This window comes from Rhodopirellula sp. JB055 (assembly GCF_043100905.1).
Classification (GTDB): Bacteria; Planctomycetota; Planctomycetia; order Pirellulales; family Pirellulaceae; genus Rhodopirellula.
On sequence record NZ_JBICHO010000022.1, the window covers coordinates 1 to 15,663 of the forward strand.

Below are 15,663 nucleotides of genomic sequence, written 5' to 3' on the forward strand. Positions count from 1 at the left end.
CCCGTGGTTTCAGAACCGAAGGGCGACACCGCCAAAACAATCCAACTGAAACTGACCGCCGCAGACAATGCAATCGGCCATGGTCGCTTCCGAATCATGGGAACCATTTTGGACGCAGATGACGAACCGACGGAAGAAACCATTGAGGCCACCTACAACCTGCGGCCATCCATCCCGCTGACGGAATTCTGGCTCACCGTTCCTCCCGTCCCCGCCAAAGAAGCATCGCCATGATTCGTCCAGCCACAAAGACGCTGCTCGTTGTGCTGGCACTGAGCTTTGAGTGCAGCGTCGGACTTGATTCGCTCGTCGGCAAGACCAACCAAGTGAGCGCAGACACACTTCCAATCGACGACTTGCCCGACAGCCGTGAAGTCCTCTTCAGCCGCGACGTGGCACCGGTCCTGAAAAAAAACTGCGTTGCTTGCCACAACACCAGCGACGACGAAGGCGGAGTGAACCTGGAATCCGGTGAACAGATCCGGACCTCCGACTTGGACGACCTTGTCGTTCCCGGAAACCCCGCGGAAAGTCGACTGTTCCTGCTCGCATCTCATGCGGACGATCCCGTGATGCCGCCGGAGGACAATGATGTCTCGGCATCCATTTTGACTCCGATGGAACTGGCCCTGCTAAAACGTTGGATCCAATCCGGTGCCATCATCGACCAAGCCCTTAGCACCCCGACCGAGCGAGAATGGCAAACGCTTCCATCGTCGCTGCAGACCGTCTACGGATCATCCATGACCGACGATGGAAGATTGTCCGCGATCAGCTTTGGAAATGAGATTCGCCTGTTCGGTGCCAAGTCCGCTCAGCCCATCGAGACGCTTGCAATCGTCGAAAACGAAGTCACCAAACCAGCTCACGATGACTTCGTCCAAGACCTGCACATCGATTCAACCGGTCGTCAGATCATCTCGGCAGGTTATCGCAACGTCAAATTTTGGAAGATGTCGCCATTCGAATCAGCCACGATTCCCGCCATCAACCAGGATGACACCCTGGCAATCACAATGAACGCCAGCGGCAGTCACTTCGCCGTGCTTTCACGCCGCGGAGAATTGAGTGTGGCGGAAGTCGGCAAAGATCGATGGCTGTGGATGAAAAGCTTTGACCTGCCCGATCATCTGAAAACGGAGGAACTGAAGACCGACGATCCGACCAAGATTCGGATCGCTTTGGACAACGCGGGTCAACAAGCCGCGATTCAGTGGGACAGTACGATTCGCATCGTTCGAATCGATCGCAAAGACGTCAAAACCCTGGATGCTGCCAACACGTTCACTTCGATGCAGTGGATCGAAGAGGATCACTTAGCGACCGCGACCGACAATGGACAAGTCTTGTTTTGGAAGCGAGACGAAGAGGTTTGGATCAAGACAGAGCACAACGTTTTTGAACAAGCCGTCCTTGCGATTCACTCAGCGTCCGAGTCTCCGGGACGGTTGATCGCGATGGATGCAGCAGGCAACCTTGCCAACTGGAATCCAACCGATCAATCATTCAAAGCAACCGGTCAATTGCCCTCGCCCGCCGTGTCTGCATCGCTTTCGTCCAACGGTGCCACGCTGTGGATCAGCACCGAATCAGGAGCCTTGGGACGATACAACATCGCCGATCAAAGCTATCTCGAAATCGCGAAGACGGATCCCGTCGCAGCAGCTCAATTCGCAAACGACAATTGGCAAACCCTGGTCACCGAGACACTGGTCGCGGCTCAAGAGAAGGACGCCCAACAGGCCGAAGACGATGTGACGGCAGAACAGAAAAGCTTGGATTCGCTCACCAAAGACATCGAAACCAAAACCAAACTGCGTGACGAGAAACAGGCCAGTGTTGAGGAAGCCAAGCAAGCCGCCGAGTCAGCAGCCAAGAAGCTTGCCGAAGCCGAACAAGCCCTCGCGACCAAAGAAAGCGAACTCGCCGCTGCGGTGACCGCCCTCAATCAAGCCGAAAAAATCAAGGTCCGTGGAGAGACACGACTGAAGGAACTGGAGGCGGAGCGTGAGCGTCATCAGCAAATTCTTGCGAAACTCAAACGGGATCACGAATCCAGAAAGGCCAAGGCCACTGCGTCCCAATCACGTCACGATTCATCTCGTGCGACCGACGCCACATTTGCGGTCATGCTCTCAGGCTCTCGCATCCTCACCCATGCCGCAAACACGGACGACGCATCGCAAAACTCATGGAGTCTGTGGGCCGAATCCGGCGACTGGTTGGCAGAATTGCCCGAACTGCCGACCGACGGACAACTGATCGCCAGCGGAGATCGTTGCGTTCTGATTCGGGAGACCAACGGCCAGACGCAGGCGTTCGTCGCTCGGCCCCGTTTGTGGAGTCTTCGCCAAACCATCGGTGCGACAACCGGGTCGAGCCCTTTCGCGGATCGCGTGTTGAGCATCGACGTTCATCCCTCGGGCAAATTGCTCGCCACCGGTGGTGGCGAGCCTTCTCGGACGGGTGAATGGATGCTTTGGAAAGTCTCCGACGGGTCCTTGATTCGAAAGATCCCCAACCCGCATGGCGACACCGTTTTCTGCGTTCGGTTTTCACCGGATGGGCAAACGTTGGCCACCGGAGGCGCCGACCAGATGATCAAACTGTGGGACGTCGAATCCGGAAAGCTGATCAAAACACTCGAAGGACACACGCACCATGTCACGTCGATTGCCTGGAACATGAATCTTCGTGAGCTCGCGACGGGTTCCGCCGACGCGACGGTCAAAGTATGGAACATTGAAAGCGGGCAGGCAACACGCACGATCACTGGATTCAAAACCGAAGTGACGAAACTGGTCTTTGTCGGCCGCGAAAATCGACTCGGAGTGACGAGCGGAGATAGTGTTTTCCGGGTCTATCGCACCGACAACGGAGCGAGAGAAACCAATGCCAAGGTCGCCGGAGATTACCTGTACGCATTGGATTCCAATCGCGACGGCAGCCAGTTCATCGTGGGTGGTGCGAGCGGCACGGCCACACTGATCGACAAATCTGGCAAACAAAGCTTGGAGTTTTCATTGGGCGAAGAATGAACGTGCGTCACGGCAACACGGACGACAACACTTGCTCTCAGCAACGGTACAATTGCTTCCCACATTCATCCAATTAATCCGGCGTTCAAACAGTTGAGAGCAAGGTATGTTTCGCATCGCAATTGGACTCATTCCGCTGTTGCTATTCAGCCTCGTCTTTGCATCCGCCCAGGATAAACTCCCGAGCGTTGAACGAGTTTGGAAGGATTCCACCGGTCGCTTTCAGGTCTCCGCGAAATTGATCGAAAGGGTTGGCGAGAAGGTCGTTTTGCAAACAAGTGCTGGACGAAAAATTGAGATCGCAAGCGTTCGACTCAGTGAATCCGATCAAATGTATCTGAAGAGTCTGGAATACGTTCCACAAATTCCGGCCCCGCGCTCTCCATCTTCGCGTTCATCTGATACTGGCCGACCAATACCAATCGAGGTTTCAAACGACCCTGAAGCGGAACTCGACGCCGCTCCACGCTTGGATTTTTCGAACACCGTTTGGAACGTGAAGGTCTCCGAACCTCAACCGCCCGAGTCTGAACCAAGTGCGGTCGCTTTGCCGAAACCACAAGGCCGCCGGCAACCTCATGCTGCGAACAGCCTGCTGATGAAAGCGGCCGTCAGCGACATCAGCGGCAGCGGACCTGCGGCTCAAACGCATCTGATGATTGGTGACTTTCGCACCGGTCAATTGACCGAGTTGCCTGCGGTCTCCGGAACTGCCATGCACCCGATCGCTATCCTCGGCGATAGCAGCACGATCGTGATGATCGGGACGGACAAGGATGGGACCACCACCAACGAGGATTTGCAATCTTGGGACATCCGCGATGGAAAGGTACAACACGGCGACACATGGAAACCCTACGCGGGTCAATCCAACCGCGGCATCCGATTCGCGACCGCCGGCCAAGACAACCGTTTGATCACCTGCAGCAAAGCTGGGCACATCGTGGCTTGGCAAATGCCACAACGACGTGCACTTTGGCAAATCGATATGGGGTCGCCACCATACTGGCACACGAACGCTGATTTGAGCCGGTTGGCGATCGCTTCAGCAACACAGCTGGTGATCGTCGATCTGTTGGAGGGTAAGGTCACCGGTTCACAATCGCTGAACGACCTCGGACGCATTCACTATCCCAAGCTCTCCTTCAATCCCAGCGAAGACAAACTCTATTTGTCATCCATTGGGCGCGTTTTGGTTCTGGATCTTCGCAGCAACGAGTGGATTCAAGACACCGAGATCGGCGGCGTTGGAACAAGCAACGGTGCCATCTTTTGCGACGACGACTATGTTCTGATCGATGGCAGCACACTGGTCGACTGGAAATCCGGAACCAAGGTTGACCGTTACAGCGGACTGGGTGCTCCCATTCCAATGGGTCACTTCTCGTGCGTCGTCTCAGGTTCGGAACTGCGTGCCCTCGATCTACCGCTCAATCCAGTGGTTGCCAAAGAAGACGATCCACCGGCAACGATGGCAAATAATTCCGCGAAACAACCGCGAGCTGCCGAACCAGACAAGCCAGCTTCACAGGTCGTCGGCAACTGGCGTTTTGAAGTGAAGGAAGCCTATGCCAGCGGAAACACGGGAATCAATCGAAGCACCTATCGCTTCGACGCTGACGGCACGTACGAGACCTATTCCACGCTGACGATGTTGCCCGAAAAATCAAACGAACAACTGTACAGTGTGACCAGTCGCGAACGAGGAACCTGGACTCACAAAAACAAGGAGTTGTGCATGACGGAATCCAAGAGCGAATTGGTCAAATTCGAAAGTTCGGTCGCGGCTGTCACTCGAGAAACGTTCGAAACCGCGATCGCAGAAAAATCACCCCCGATTTGCTACGCACTCGCGATCAAATCACACGACTTGATCGAATTGCAAGATCCTCAAGGCCGCGGTGCCATGCCACTTCAGCGAATTTCAATGGAGATCCAAGTTAGGTAAGGCGTCGGTCCGATGAAGCGGCCTGTCCAGCTCGCCGGACAGTGCCTTGCAGCTTGTTCATGGCGACCACTACAATCACCCGCGACCATCCCCGCCCCCTCTTATTTCATCCGTGGCCTTCTTGGCACCTCGTGTCGTCTGTTCTCTATGGTTATTGGCAACCATCAATACACCTTGATGACCAGCGCGACTGGTCTGGTTGGCCAGTACCTGCTTCGCAACGCGATGATGAGCGGCAAACGCGTCGCGGTGATCGCGAGAAGCACCAAGAAGAACACAGCACACGAACGTGTTGAGGCGATCCTGCAACGATTTGAATCGGAGTTGGGCCGTGAACTGCCTCGCCCGGTTTGCTTGGAAGGCGACATCGTCCAGCCCAACCTTGGCCTCAGTGCTGGTACGATCGATTGGGTGCGTCAAAACTGCGACCGAATGATCCACGGTGCAGCGGTGCTCAAATTCCAAGGCTCGGACCGCTCCGGAGACCCCTGGAAAACGAATCTGAACGGCACCCAAAATGTCTTAGCATTCTGCCGCGAAACTGGCATCCGAGACTTTCATTATCTCTCCACTGCCTACGTTTGCGGCAACCGAACCGACTTGGTTCGCGAATCGGATTTGGATGTTGGACAGAGTTTCCGGAACGACTATGAGCAGAGCAAGTTCGAAGCGGAACAAGCCGTTCGGGCAGCGTCGTTTATCGATCAACTGACCGTCTACCGGCCCGCTGTGATCTCCGGCGATTCTCAAACCGGGCACACGACCAGCTACCACGGTCTGCACACCTACCTGCGACTGATGGCGTTGCTGGTGCCGATGGTAGAACCAGATCAAAACGGAGTCCGCCACACACCCATTCGACTTCCGATGACCGGAGACGAACGCCGCAACGTCGTGCCGATTGACTGGGTAGCCGACGTGGTGTCGCGGCTTGTCGACACACCGGACGCTCACGGGCAAACGTATCATTTAACGCCTCGGGTACACCTGACGCCGCGAAAGATCATTGATTGCTGTTGCTCGTACTTCAACTCAACCGGGGTTCAATATTGCGGTGACATCGACGTTCCTCATGAAGACCTGAACGGATTTGAACGCAACTATTTCTCTGGCGTTTCGCTCTACGAATCCTACAACTCAACCGATCCAACCTTCGACAATTCGAACTTGCTTGCGTTCACCTCGGACCTTCCATGTCCCGAAATCGATGAAACAGTGATCCATCGCTACCTCGCATTTGGTTTGGCGGATCGATGGGGCAAGCGTCGGGACCCTCGAGTGGAGCCCATCAATCACTTGGTTGACTACTTGCGGAATGCAACCGTCGCATCCATGCAACACAAAGAAGAGGAACTGGCGGAGACGCAGCCTCAAACATTGCTCGGGCTGAACATTTTGGGCCCTGGTGGTGGACAATGGCGAGTGGTCAGTCGTCAGGGCGCGACCAGATTGGAAGTTGCCCACGGACTTCCCTGCCCCAAAACTTTGACCATCCGCGCCAGTTCACGCGCGTTGTCAAAGCTGATGACCAACCAAGAACTTTGCCCGATCGAGCTGGGGCACTACGTCGATGGCAATTCGAATGCCACAAAGATCCCTCGAGAAGCGATCGACACCTGTCGGCTGCTGTTCTCGAAAGTCACCTGTGCTTAGGCTTCGCCTGAAGACGACGCTGGATCACTCGTACCGCAACGCATCGATCGGATTCAATCGCGATGCCGTTCGGGCGGGATAGTACCCGAAAACGATTCCCACCGTCGCAGCAACAGTCACGGCAACAATCGGAGCCCAGATCGACATCGCGGTCGGCCAACCGATCACTCGGCCAACCAACACAGACCACATGTGGCCGGCGAAGATGCCAATGAATCCGCCCACCACGCACAACACGGTCGCTTCGATCAGAAATTGACGAAGGATCGCACTGCGGTTGGCTCCGACCGCCATTCGCAATCCGATTTCTCGCGTCCGCTCGGTGACCGAGACCAACATGATGTTCATGATTCCCACGCCGCCAACCATCAGTGAGACGCCGGCAATCACCAACCCCAATGCCGATACACCACCGACGACTTGTCCCACCACTTTGGATACTTCGGTGATGTCATTGATGCGATAAGCCCCCGCCGGTTCAACGTTGTGACGACGCGAAAGCAACTGCGTGATTTGTTGCCGGGCCAACTCCACATGATCCGGCGATTCGGCCTCCACATAGATCTGATGAATCTCTTCTCGCTGGGTCGATCGCCTGGTGGATGCCAGTTGCATCGGTGGCATCTGATCCGCGAACGTGCTGAACTGAGCCGTCGCGCCCGTGCTGCTGTTCACTCGAAGTTTGAACGTCGTCCACGGTCCGATGATAATGTCGTCTTGGTCGTTTCCGATCACATCCCCACCCTTTTCGGTGAGGACGCCAACCACGCGGAGCGGAACCCCGTTGACGCGAATTTCTTCGCCGATCGGGTACTCCGAATCAAACAATTCGTGAGCGACGGTTTTGCCCAAGATGCAAACTTTGGCCGCATCGAGAACTTGTTCCTGCGTGAACGGCGTCCCCAGCTCCAACTGATCCCAGTTCCTTGCCGCCAAGTATTGCGATGTCGTGCCGAGAGCCAGATTGGGGCTCCAACGGCGGTTCTGGCGGACCAATTGGACCTGGGAATACACAAGCGGGGCGGCAACCTTGACGGCGGAACACTGCTCGGCGACCGCAACGACATCATCAGGAATGATCTGGATCGGACGTTGACGCCCACTGGTGCTGGACGCTTTGCCGGGACTGATCGTCAGCATGCTGGCGCCCATGCTCGCGACGGTTTCTTCGATCGCGGTGGATGCCCCCGCACTCAGCTCCATGGTGGAAATCACTGAGGCGACACCAATGATCACACCCAGCATCGTCAGCACGGTCCGCAATGCATTGCGACGAAGCGCCAAGACAGCCACGATCACCGCATTCCAAGTCGCGGGGAGCGACCAAGCAGAGGTCGGCTCACGCAGAGGTTCTGACCTGGAATTCGCGAGCCTCGAACGGTCGACGGTGGATGCTCGTTGCTGAACATCTTCCGACACCAATCCATCTTTCATTCGCACGACTCGGTCCGCTTCATGAGCGACCTCCGCATCGTGCGTGACGACCACCAATGTGATGCCGTGTTCTTGGTTGAGCTGACGAAACAACGCCAGAATTTCTTGTTCCGTGGCCGTGTCCAAATTCCCGGTTGGCTCATCGGCCAACAACAGCTTGGGGCGGTTCATCAACGCTCGAGCGATTGCGATTCGCTGTCGTTCGCCGCCCGACAACTGATTGGGCATGTGGTCCAGTCGACCTCCCAAACCGACGGACTCCAATAACTTCGTCGCGTCTTCGATGCACTCGCGTCTGGACCTTCCGTCCGACGCATAGATCGTCGGCAGCATCACGTTGTCGAGTGCCGTCGCGCGTGGCAGCAGGTTAAAATTCTGAAAGACAAACCCAATGTGCTGGCTTCGAAACGCGGCCAGTTCCAACGGTGTCAGACTCGATACATCGATCCCGGCCAGATGATAGTCGCCATCGGTCGGATGATCCAAACTACCCAACAGGTTCATCAGGGTTGTCTTTCCCGAACCCGACGATCCCATCAACGCAACATACTCCCCCGCTTCGATGTTCAGCGTGATGCCCTTGAGCACCGGCAAATCGTGGTCACCGACCCGATAGTCTTTGCGAAGACCATGCAGTTGAATCACGCTGCGTTCCTGTGAATGACGTGCAACGAATCGGCCGCTTTCTCGGTCGCGTGAATCAAGCGACCATCCACGACTCTCAGCACTCGCGTCGCAACGGAGAAATAGCGGTCATCATGCGTGATGGCGACCACGGTTTTGCCAATCCGACGAAGCTCCGGCAGAATCTGTTGGTAGAAGATATCCTTGAATCCCGGATCTTGTTCGGCGGCCCATTCATCGAAAACAAAGATCGGACGATCGTCGAGCGCCGCCACCAACAACGCCAAACGTTTGTGCTGCCCGCGGGAGAGTTCTTGCGTCGACAGTCGACCGGTTTGCACGTCGACTTTCTCTTCCATTCCCAACAGAGAAATCCAACGCTCCAACTCACCGGGCGTGACATCGACTCCCAACAAACGATCGAACAAGTGGCCTTCCACAAAGACCGTCGAAAAGAGCTGGCGATAATCGGCTCGAACCCTATCCGTCACGTCCCGCCCGTTCCAGCACACTTCTCCCGCATTGGGAACATAAAGCCCCGTCAACAATTTCGCGAGCGTTGTTTTTCCACTGCCGTTGCCACCTGCGATGAACAAAATCTCGCCCGGCGAGAGCGTCAGATCCACCGGTCCCAGTGCGAAACATTCGTCGCTGGATGAATCGTACCGATAGGTCACACTTCGCATCTCAAGCGATTCAAATTTGGTCGGTGCGACATGCGAGGTCTGCTGTTCAGGCTGATCGATCATCAAACCCAGCTTCTCGATTTTGGCGACCGCGATCGAGGCACCATTCATTGCGGGCAACCAACCCAAAATTCCATCCAAAGGGTACGTCAGATACAAAATCGTCAGGACGTATCCGGTCAAAGTCGCCGTCGACACGGTCGCGATCTGCGGCCAAGCGAACAGCAACAATCCGATGCCGATGAACAGAAACAGTCGTCCCCAACTGTGGGCAAAACCCTGAATGTTCGAACCAATGATCAGGCTGTGACGCATCTTGGTGTCGGCTGGCAACAGAACGTCGTAGACAAAGTCCAGACATCGCATGTTGTTGCCTTTGAGCTCTTTGATGCCATCGATCATGGCGCGCAACTGCTTGACGACCTCGTCTTGGTCTTCCCGAGCCTGACGCAAATGCCGGTTGGCAAACCTGAGTCCCGTCATGAACGTGAACACGCCGATGCCTGCCATCACAATCGTCCCGCCCGCCAATGGCACGGACAGTGTCGCCAAGTACACCAGCCCACAAACCAACACCATCGCATTGGCGCATGCCCCAGGAAAAGCAGACAAGGCCGATGTGATTGCGTTGACGTCGTTGATCAATGCAGCCAACAACCGATGCGAGCCAACGGATTCCAAGGTCGGCAAGGGAGCCGAGATGATCTTTGTACACAGCTCGTATCGCAATCGAGCCGCGGTCGCCTGGGACAACTGAACGAGCAAACACTTGGCCGTCACTTGAGTGACCAGGACCAAGACACACGCACCAGCGAACAAGTACGGCAACGACCCCGCCTCGGACGGATCACCCGTCAAAGCGTGGTGGATCAGCATGATCAAGCCGAGATTTGCCACACCGCTGAACGCTCCCAAAAGTCCGGAAACCAGACCAGAAATCCAGGACGATCGAAGCAGAATCAGAAGCAGTTTCATCGATGTAGCATGTTGGGTAGCTCAGGCTGGATGCGGAAAACACAAGTTTCCGGCCGCGTAGACAGAGACGCTGCGGCTCGATATAGCAGGGAACCCGCCTCGGTCGCAATTGAGATCCGACCGGCACTCCCCCCGCGAGAGTCGGCCAATCTGGCTCGATCAAGCAACGCTTTCCGGGCGATCCGGCTCAGAAGCTAAGTGTGTGGCCTGGCCAACAAAGCGGACACACGATCCCAAAGTCCGCTGACACGCCGCTGAATCCAAGACTTCAGCTTGTAGTAGCCTCGCCAATTTCGATCCCATCGATCGGTCCTCCACCAAGTCCCATGGAAAAGGTGAATCGCGAATGCATCCGAAAGGTTAACGCCCACATGCCCAGCCAGCCGATACTGGGCCGCTTGGTGCATCGTCAACGGATACAAGAAGCGAGAGGGAAGCACCGTGACAGATTCAGGTGTCGCAAAATCGTCCCAGACCCGCGTCATCATGATCGGCCCGGTGCTGCTGAGAATCGGCTCTTTGTTCTCGACGTGATGAACGAAATCGGGCAATCGCCGAATCACGCGTTCAAAGAAAGGATGTCCAGGTGCCGACGCCATCAATGCGTTGCACAACAAATTGGGAATTCGATGATGCCGACAGTGCTGGCGTGGTTCCAACCCGACGAGGCAGTCGCAATCTTCGAGCAGCGGACCGAGAGGCTTCAGACAAATGAAGTCCAGATCCACATACATGCCCCCAAACTGATGAAGAATGAAGTACCGAATGGCATCGGCGCGTTGGATGGCCGTTGGATAACCATCATACGTCTCCAAGAACCAAGCGTATTCTTTCGCGATCAATTCGCGGTTGTCTTGGTCTGTCCACAATCGAAACTGCCAATCCGGATGGTGAGTCCTCCACGACCGGATACATTCCGAAAAGTCCTCCGGAACGCGTTCGTCTTTCCACGTTTGATGCAGGATTTTCGGAACGCTCATCGTCTTGCGATCCTGACTCGCATCAACCTGCCAACCGAGAGGCAGAGCTTTCTGCGACGAGCATGTATTGCTCCCACATCGCTTCGGCCACGCGTTGCCAATCAAACAGCTCCGCCCGTGCGATCGCCTTGCGAGACCGTTCCTCGCGAAGTTCAGGTTGAGTCACCAGTTCAACGAAACAGTCACAGATCTGCTCGGTGTCATTTGGATCAGCTGCCCAACCGGCGTCCGCCACAACCTCGGCCACCGCGGTTCCTGAACCGTAAATCACTGGCACGCCACAATTCATCGATTCCAGTGGTGGCAAGCCAAATCCTTCGTAGTGCGAGACATACGCCAAGGCCTCCGCTTGAGCATAAACCAATGGCAAATCCTGATCCGGAACACTGCCCAGCCAGTGGATTCGATCACAATTTTTCGCGGCGGCGTACACCTCATCGAGATCGCCCCATCCGTATTTGCCAACGATGACCAGTTCAATCGGAGTCTGCGGGTTCGTTTCCAACAACCGGCGATAGGCTCGCACCGTTCCCAACAAATTTTTTCGCGGCTCCAACGTCCCTACCGAAAGCAAAAACGGCGCGTCGGGCATCGAATACTTCCGCCTGACAGCGTCTTTGGCTTCTCGCGAATACCGCGAATGAAAAAGCGATCGATCGCAACCAGCCCCGGTGACAGCGATGTTTGAAAGACCACACCGGGCGATCATTTCCTGACGGATGAAATCCGTGTCGGTGCTGAACCAAGCGTTTCTCTGCGTCGCATCCCGCAGTCCCCGCTCCAGGCTTTCGCTGTTGACGGCGGCTTGCCACTGGGGGCATGCCAAATGCGAAAGATCATGCACCGTGACCAAGCGACCGCCTCGGAAACGACGAAACGTGTCAAAGGTATTCGGCATGGTTTGATGCACGACATCGTACTGCGACGTCCGAACTTGATGCTGCAATCGAATCCAATCCAAAGTCTCCCGCAAAAACGGCAGGGCGCCGGTCGGTGCTGGATCCGGTAGAGTCAACCACGAATCAATTTCAGCGAGCGGAATGATACGCGAACCAACATGAACATCCACGCAAAAATCGGGATGCTGATCCGCGACGGATCGCATCGCCCCCAGGAGCCCTGAGACAAACCGACGAATCCCATCGGACACCGAATCGGCCAACTTCGTACCGTCGATCAAGATTCGTCGTCGGGCGCGGTTGTTTACTTGCGTAGTCACAGTGTGAATGATTGGGAGGTCGTTGGGGTCAGTTTGAAAACTCGCCGAGTTGCTTTCACGATCAGCCTGGTTATGAATCGCATACGAAGACGGATCAGATCTTCAGATTCTGATAAACATTGCTGCTGCGAAAATCATCCAGGAAAGTTGACGTTGAAAGCTTCTTCCGCATCGGACACTGCATCAAATACTCGTGGGCTGCCGCGACCAGGTCCAAGTCTTGAGCCTTTCGAGCGGCCTCGTCCAATGACTCAAAGTAGAACGGATAGTCCACGCCCAAGTATTCTTCGACGGGTGCAATGCGGTTGATCAGCAATGGGGTCGCACGTGCGATGCATTCCACCACGGCATTGTTGGCGGAAGCATCGTAGAGGTCGAGAAACACGATACTTTTCGAAAGCAACTCGTCATATTCAGAATCATCGTGCCGCGGCAACGCGAAGGTGTTGTCACGATAGGCGGGCAAGAGCGGTTGTCGAAGAACCATCGACTGCCGAACGAACTCTTGTTTCAGCAGGCTCGCGTGTTCCAACTCGGTGCATGGGTTGCTGATCAGTCGATACTTTCGAAACCCGCTGGCATGATCCAAGGGAAGAAAATAGATGGCAGCCAACTTCCGCAGCCACCAACCGACCATCACAACTTTCTTTTCCGCTTCGTTCGCAAACGCATCCATACAAAACAGCCGGTCAGGAATTTCTGTTGGAAGCCTCAGCGTCGAAGTGAGCAGTCCGGTTTCCTTCGCAAGAAAATCGGACAAGTAATCCGACAGGGTAAAGAGTCCTCGACATGCCGGAATGCTATCGCGGAATGCAGCGGAGGCAATCAGACGTCGAGGAGCTCCAGACGGACTGTGCCACCGCTCCATATCCGGCGGATTGTGAAAGACACCCGTCCAGGGCTGAGTCAGCGGCAACGTTGGTCCCGTCTCGTGCGGCCAATGAGGATCGAAAAGGCGATCCAAAAAACCATCGAAAATCACCCCGTTGTGATTGTGTTCCGGTATCAACGCATCCATCGCTCCAGCCCATCCGCTGCGATGCATCGTGAACGTTGTCTGCGGCGCGAGCCGAATTCGGCCTTGGGGATTGGATGCTAATTCGTAGCGATCGGTCTGAATCCCCGTTGAATCCGTTGATCCCGGCACGACGCCAACAGAACGTTGGTTGGACATCAATTCTCTTTCAATGAAATAGTCGGCCGGTTTGACCAAGTGCAGATGCGGTGAGTCGGCGATGGCAATCGCTGCGTTTTTCACGACTCAGTGCCACCACTTTTTCGTGGGCGAAAGCAAACCGATTGCAGCGGAAGCCCAAGATGTCGCGTTTCCTCATTCGGCACATCTCGAAAACTGCCACATCGAAATGTCAGCCGCTGCTGCGACGCGGGGCAGAACATATCACGCTGGATTGAAAACCGCAAAACACGATTGCGATTCCCCGCCGGCGTGACCAAGCAACCGTTGCGGTTGAAGTCCACTTTCAATTCCGATGCCAAATCGGTCCCCCAATCTCGCCACGGAAACACGTGAACATCCACGTTGTACTCGCCGCGTGGGAGCGTCACGACCAACGTTGATTCACCACTGGTCCAACGAAACGTTCGATGCCCCGATCGTTCGACTTCATGGCAACCGATGATCTCATCGTCTGCCAATGTGCTGACGACGAAACGCTGCACCTTTCGAATCGACGGAACCACCGCTTTCACTTTCGACACCGTTTGCAGCATACCGAGCTTCGTGAATTCCGCAAATCGAGACCGATGGTTCTGGCTGATGTTGTGTTGCAAGCAGTGGTACTTGGCAAGCGAACCAGGACGCCCCTGACGATGCCACGCGAAAACGTGCTCGGGGAAGGTCTGCCAAAAAGTATGTTGCCCGGCGAGTCCGCGCTGCCCCGTCACTCGGTACTCCATGCGATTGGCAAGCGACACCTTGCATTCATCCAAGCCCACCAGGGCCTCGTCTGGAATCGGCAGATCCAAGTGATCATTCAGCCATTGCAGACTTCGCCGTACTTGCAACACCGCATCGTATTCCGTCGCTTGACTGGCAATCCGCTGCCAATCCATCTCGGTTCCCGCCGCTCGCATGATTTGGAAGGAGTCTGCCAGCCAACGAAACGGCGGGGTTTCGTTGTATCGAACACCATGCTCACACGTGTGCAACAACTGATCAGCGGGACACAAAACACGACTGCTGGCGGGTCCAATCTTCACTGGCAAACTGGCATCCCACAGCGATTGTTGATCAGCGGCTGAAAGTGACCGACTGTGAAAGAAGTCCCAGTGAAGATCCACCTCGGTGCCATCGGCCAAACTGAAGTTGGTGCCATGTCCATGACGAAACGATTCCTCCGACACGTTCTGCGGAGGTGCGGTTCCCGCTTCGTTCAGAAGCTGAACCGCCCGCGGAGCATCTTCCCGGCGAACCGCCACATCCAGATCGTTCATGGCTCGAAACCCAGTCCGGTACACCGTCGCGTTCAGGGCGGCCCCTTTCAGCAACAGCGTTGGGATCTGGGCCTTCTCAAACAATTGAAGAATCCCCATCGCTTGCCGCTGACGCAGTTCCGTCTGCACCCAGTAGTACCGTGCTACTCCTGCCAGCCGACCTTGATCCTTGGATGTCAGTCCGAGACGTCGCAAACGATCGTGCAGCAATAACAGCAATCGATGGGAACCAAAATCGATGAAGTCCCACGGGACCAACTCTTCCCATTTCCGCCACGCACTTGTCGCGGCGGCATCGTCCTCGAGCAAACCTGCTTGCAGCAACAATCGTTGTGCTTCATTCGGCCAACAACCGCGTGGCCAAGCCTGATCCCCGTCCATCCAACGCGCCAAAAACGTCACGGAGCGCGTCTCCGGTCCAATACCGCTTTCAGCATGTGAACGTACTTCACGCGATTCTGATTCTGAGTGGACCAGTTGTTTTCATGGTGACGTCGATAGAGAACCACCTCCTCGACGCTGGCCTTGAGAATGCCTTGGTCGTCGGTCCGGGCAAACCAGTCGAGCACCTCGATCGTGTCAGGGTCATTCGAAAAAGGTCCAACCGTATCGAAGACACTTCGGCGGCACGTCACCGTTCCTGTGACGCACT

At 55.6% G+C, this 15,663-nt stretch carries 9 protein-coding genes and 2 pseudogenes; 4 read left to right on the plus strand and 7 right to left on the minus strand.

The genetic code is table 11. The features are described from left to right. From ACF8AM_RS00575 to ACF8AM_RS00590, 4 genes and pseudogenes are all read left to right on the plus strand, one after another. Window positions 1–234 (plus strand): annotated as a pseudogene (locus ACF8AM_RS00575) (serine protease); the annotation flags it as partial. Beyond that, window positions 231–3,038 carry a c-type cytochrome domain-containing protein gene (locus ACF8AM_RS00580; RefSeq protein ID WP_392553757.1) on the plus strand — a complete coding sequence of 936 codons (2,808 nt, stop codon included), beginning with the start codon at window positions 231–233 and terminating at the stop codon, window positions 3,036–3,038. The pseudogene ACF8AM_RS00575 and the gene ACF8AM_RS00580, both read left to right, overlap by 4 nt. 106 nt (window positions 3,039–3,144) lie before the next feature. Continuing rightward, window positions 3,145–4,986: an SHD1 domain-containing protein gene (locus ACF8AM_RS00585; RefSeq protein ID WP_392553758.1), complete on the plus strand. Its 1,842-nt coding sequence runs from the start codon at window positions 3,145–3,147 to the stop codon at window positions 4,984–4,986. A gap of 177 nt (window positions 4,987–5,163) precedes the next feature. Further along, window positions 5,164–6,639: an SDR family oxidoreductase gene (locus tag ACF8AM_RS00590; RefSeq protein WP_392553759.1), complete on the plus strand. Its 1,476-nt coding sequence runs from the start codon at window positions 5,164–5,166 to the stop codon at window positions 6,637–6,639. 24 nt (window positions 6,640–6,663) lie between these two features. Here the strand turns inward: ACF8AM_RS00590 and ACF8AM_RS00595 are convergent, their stop codons facing one another. From ACF8AM_RS00595 to ACF8AM_RS00625, 7 genes and pseudogenes are all read right to left on the minus strand, one after another. Beyond that, window positions 6,664–8,718 carry an ABC transporter permease gene (locus tag ACF8AM_RS00595; RefSeq protein ID WP_392553760.1) on the minus strand — a complete coding sequence of 685 codons (2,055 nt, stop codon included), beginning with the start codon at window positions 8,716–8,718 and terminating at the stop codon, window positions 6,664–6,666. Then, a complete protein-coding gene (locus ACF8AM_RS00600) occupies window positions 8,715–10,358 on the minus strand; it encodes a cyclic peptide export ABC transporter (protein WP_392553761.1) in 1,644 nt (547 codons plus the stop codon). Before ACF8AM_RS00600 ends, ACF8AM_RS00595 begins: the two co-directional genes overlap by 4 nt. 194 nt (window positions 10,359–10,552) lie before the next feature. Next, complete coding sequence (locus ACF8AM_RS00605; RefSeq protein ID WP_392553762.1) at window positions 10,553–11,338, minus strand: glycosyltransferase family 32 protein; 786 nt, start codon at window positions 11,336–11,338, stop codon at window positions 10,553–10,555. 22 nt (window positions 11,339–11,360) lie between these two features. Beyond that, window positions 11,361–12,557 carry a glycosyltransferase family 4 protein gene (locus ACF8AM_RS00610; protein ID WP_392553763.1) on the minus strand — a complete coding sequence of 399 codons (1,197 nt, stop codon included), beginning with the start codon at window positions 12,555–12,557 and terminating at the stop codon, window positions 11,361–11,363. Window positions 12,558–12,651: 94 nt separating this feature from the next. Further along, window positions 12,652–13,815, minus strand: coding sequence for a hypothetical protein (locus ACF8AM_RS00615; RefSeq protein ID WP_392553764.1), 1,164 nt, complete (start codon window positions 13,813–13,815; stop codon window positions 12,652–12,654). Further along, window positions 13,812–15,413 (minus strand): nucleotidyltransferase family protein, encoded by a 1,602-nt coding sequence (locus tag ACF8AM_RS00620; protein ID WP_392553765.1) that lies wholly within the window; start codon window positions 15,411–15,413, stop codon window positions 13,812–13,814. Before ACF8AM_RS00620 ends, ACF8AM_RS00615 begins: the two co-directional genes overlap by 4 nt. After that, window positions 15,410–15,663: pseudogene (locus ACF8AM_RS00625) on the minus strand (glycosyltransferase family 2 protein); the annotation flags it as partial. The gene ACF8AM_RS00620 and the pseudogene ACF8AM_RS00625, both read right to left, overlap by 4 nt.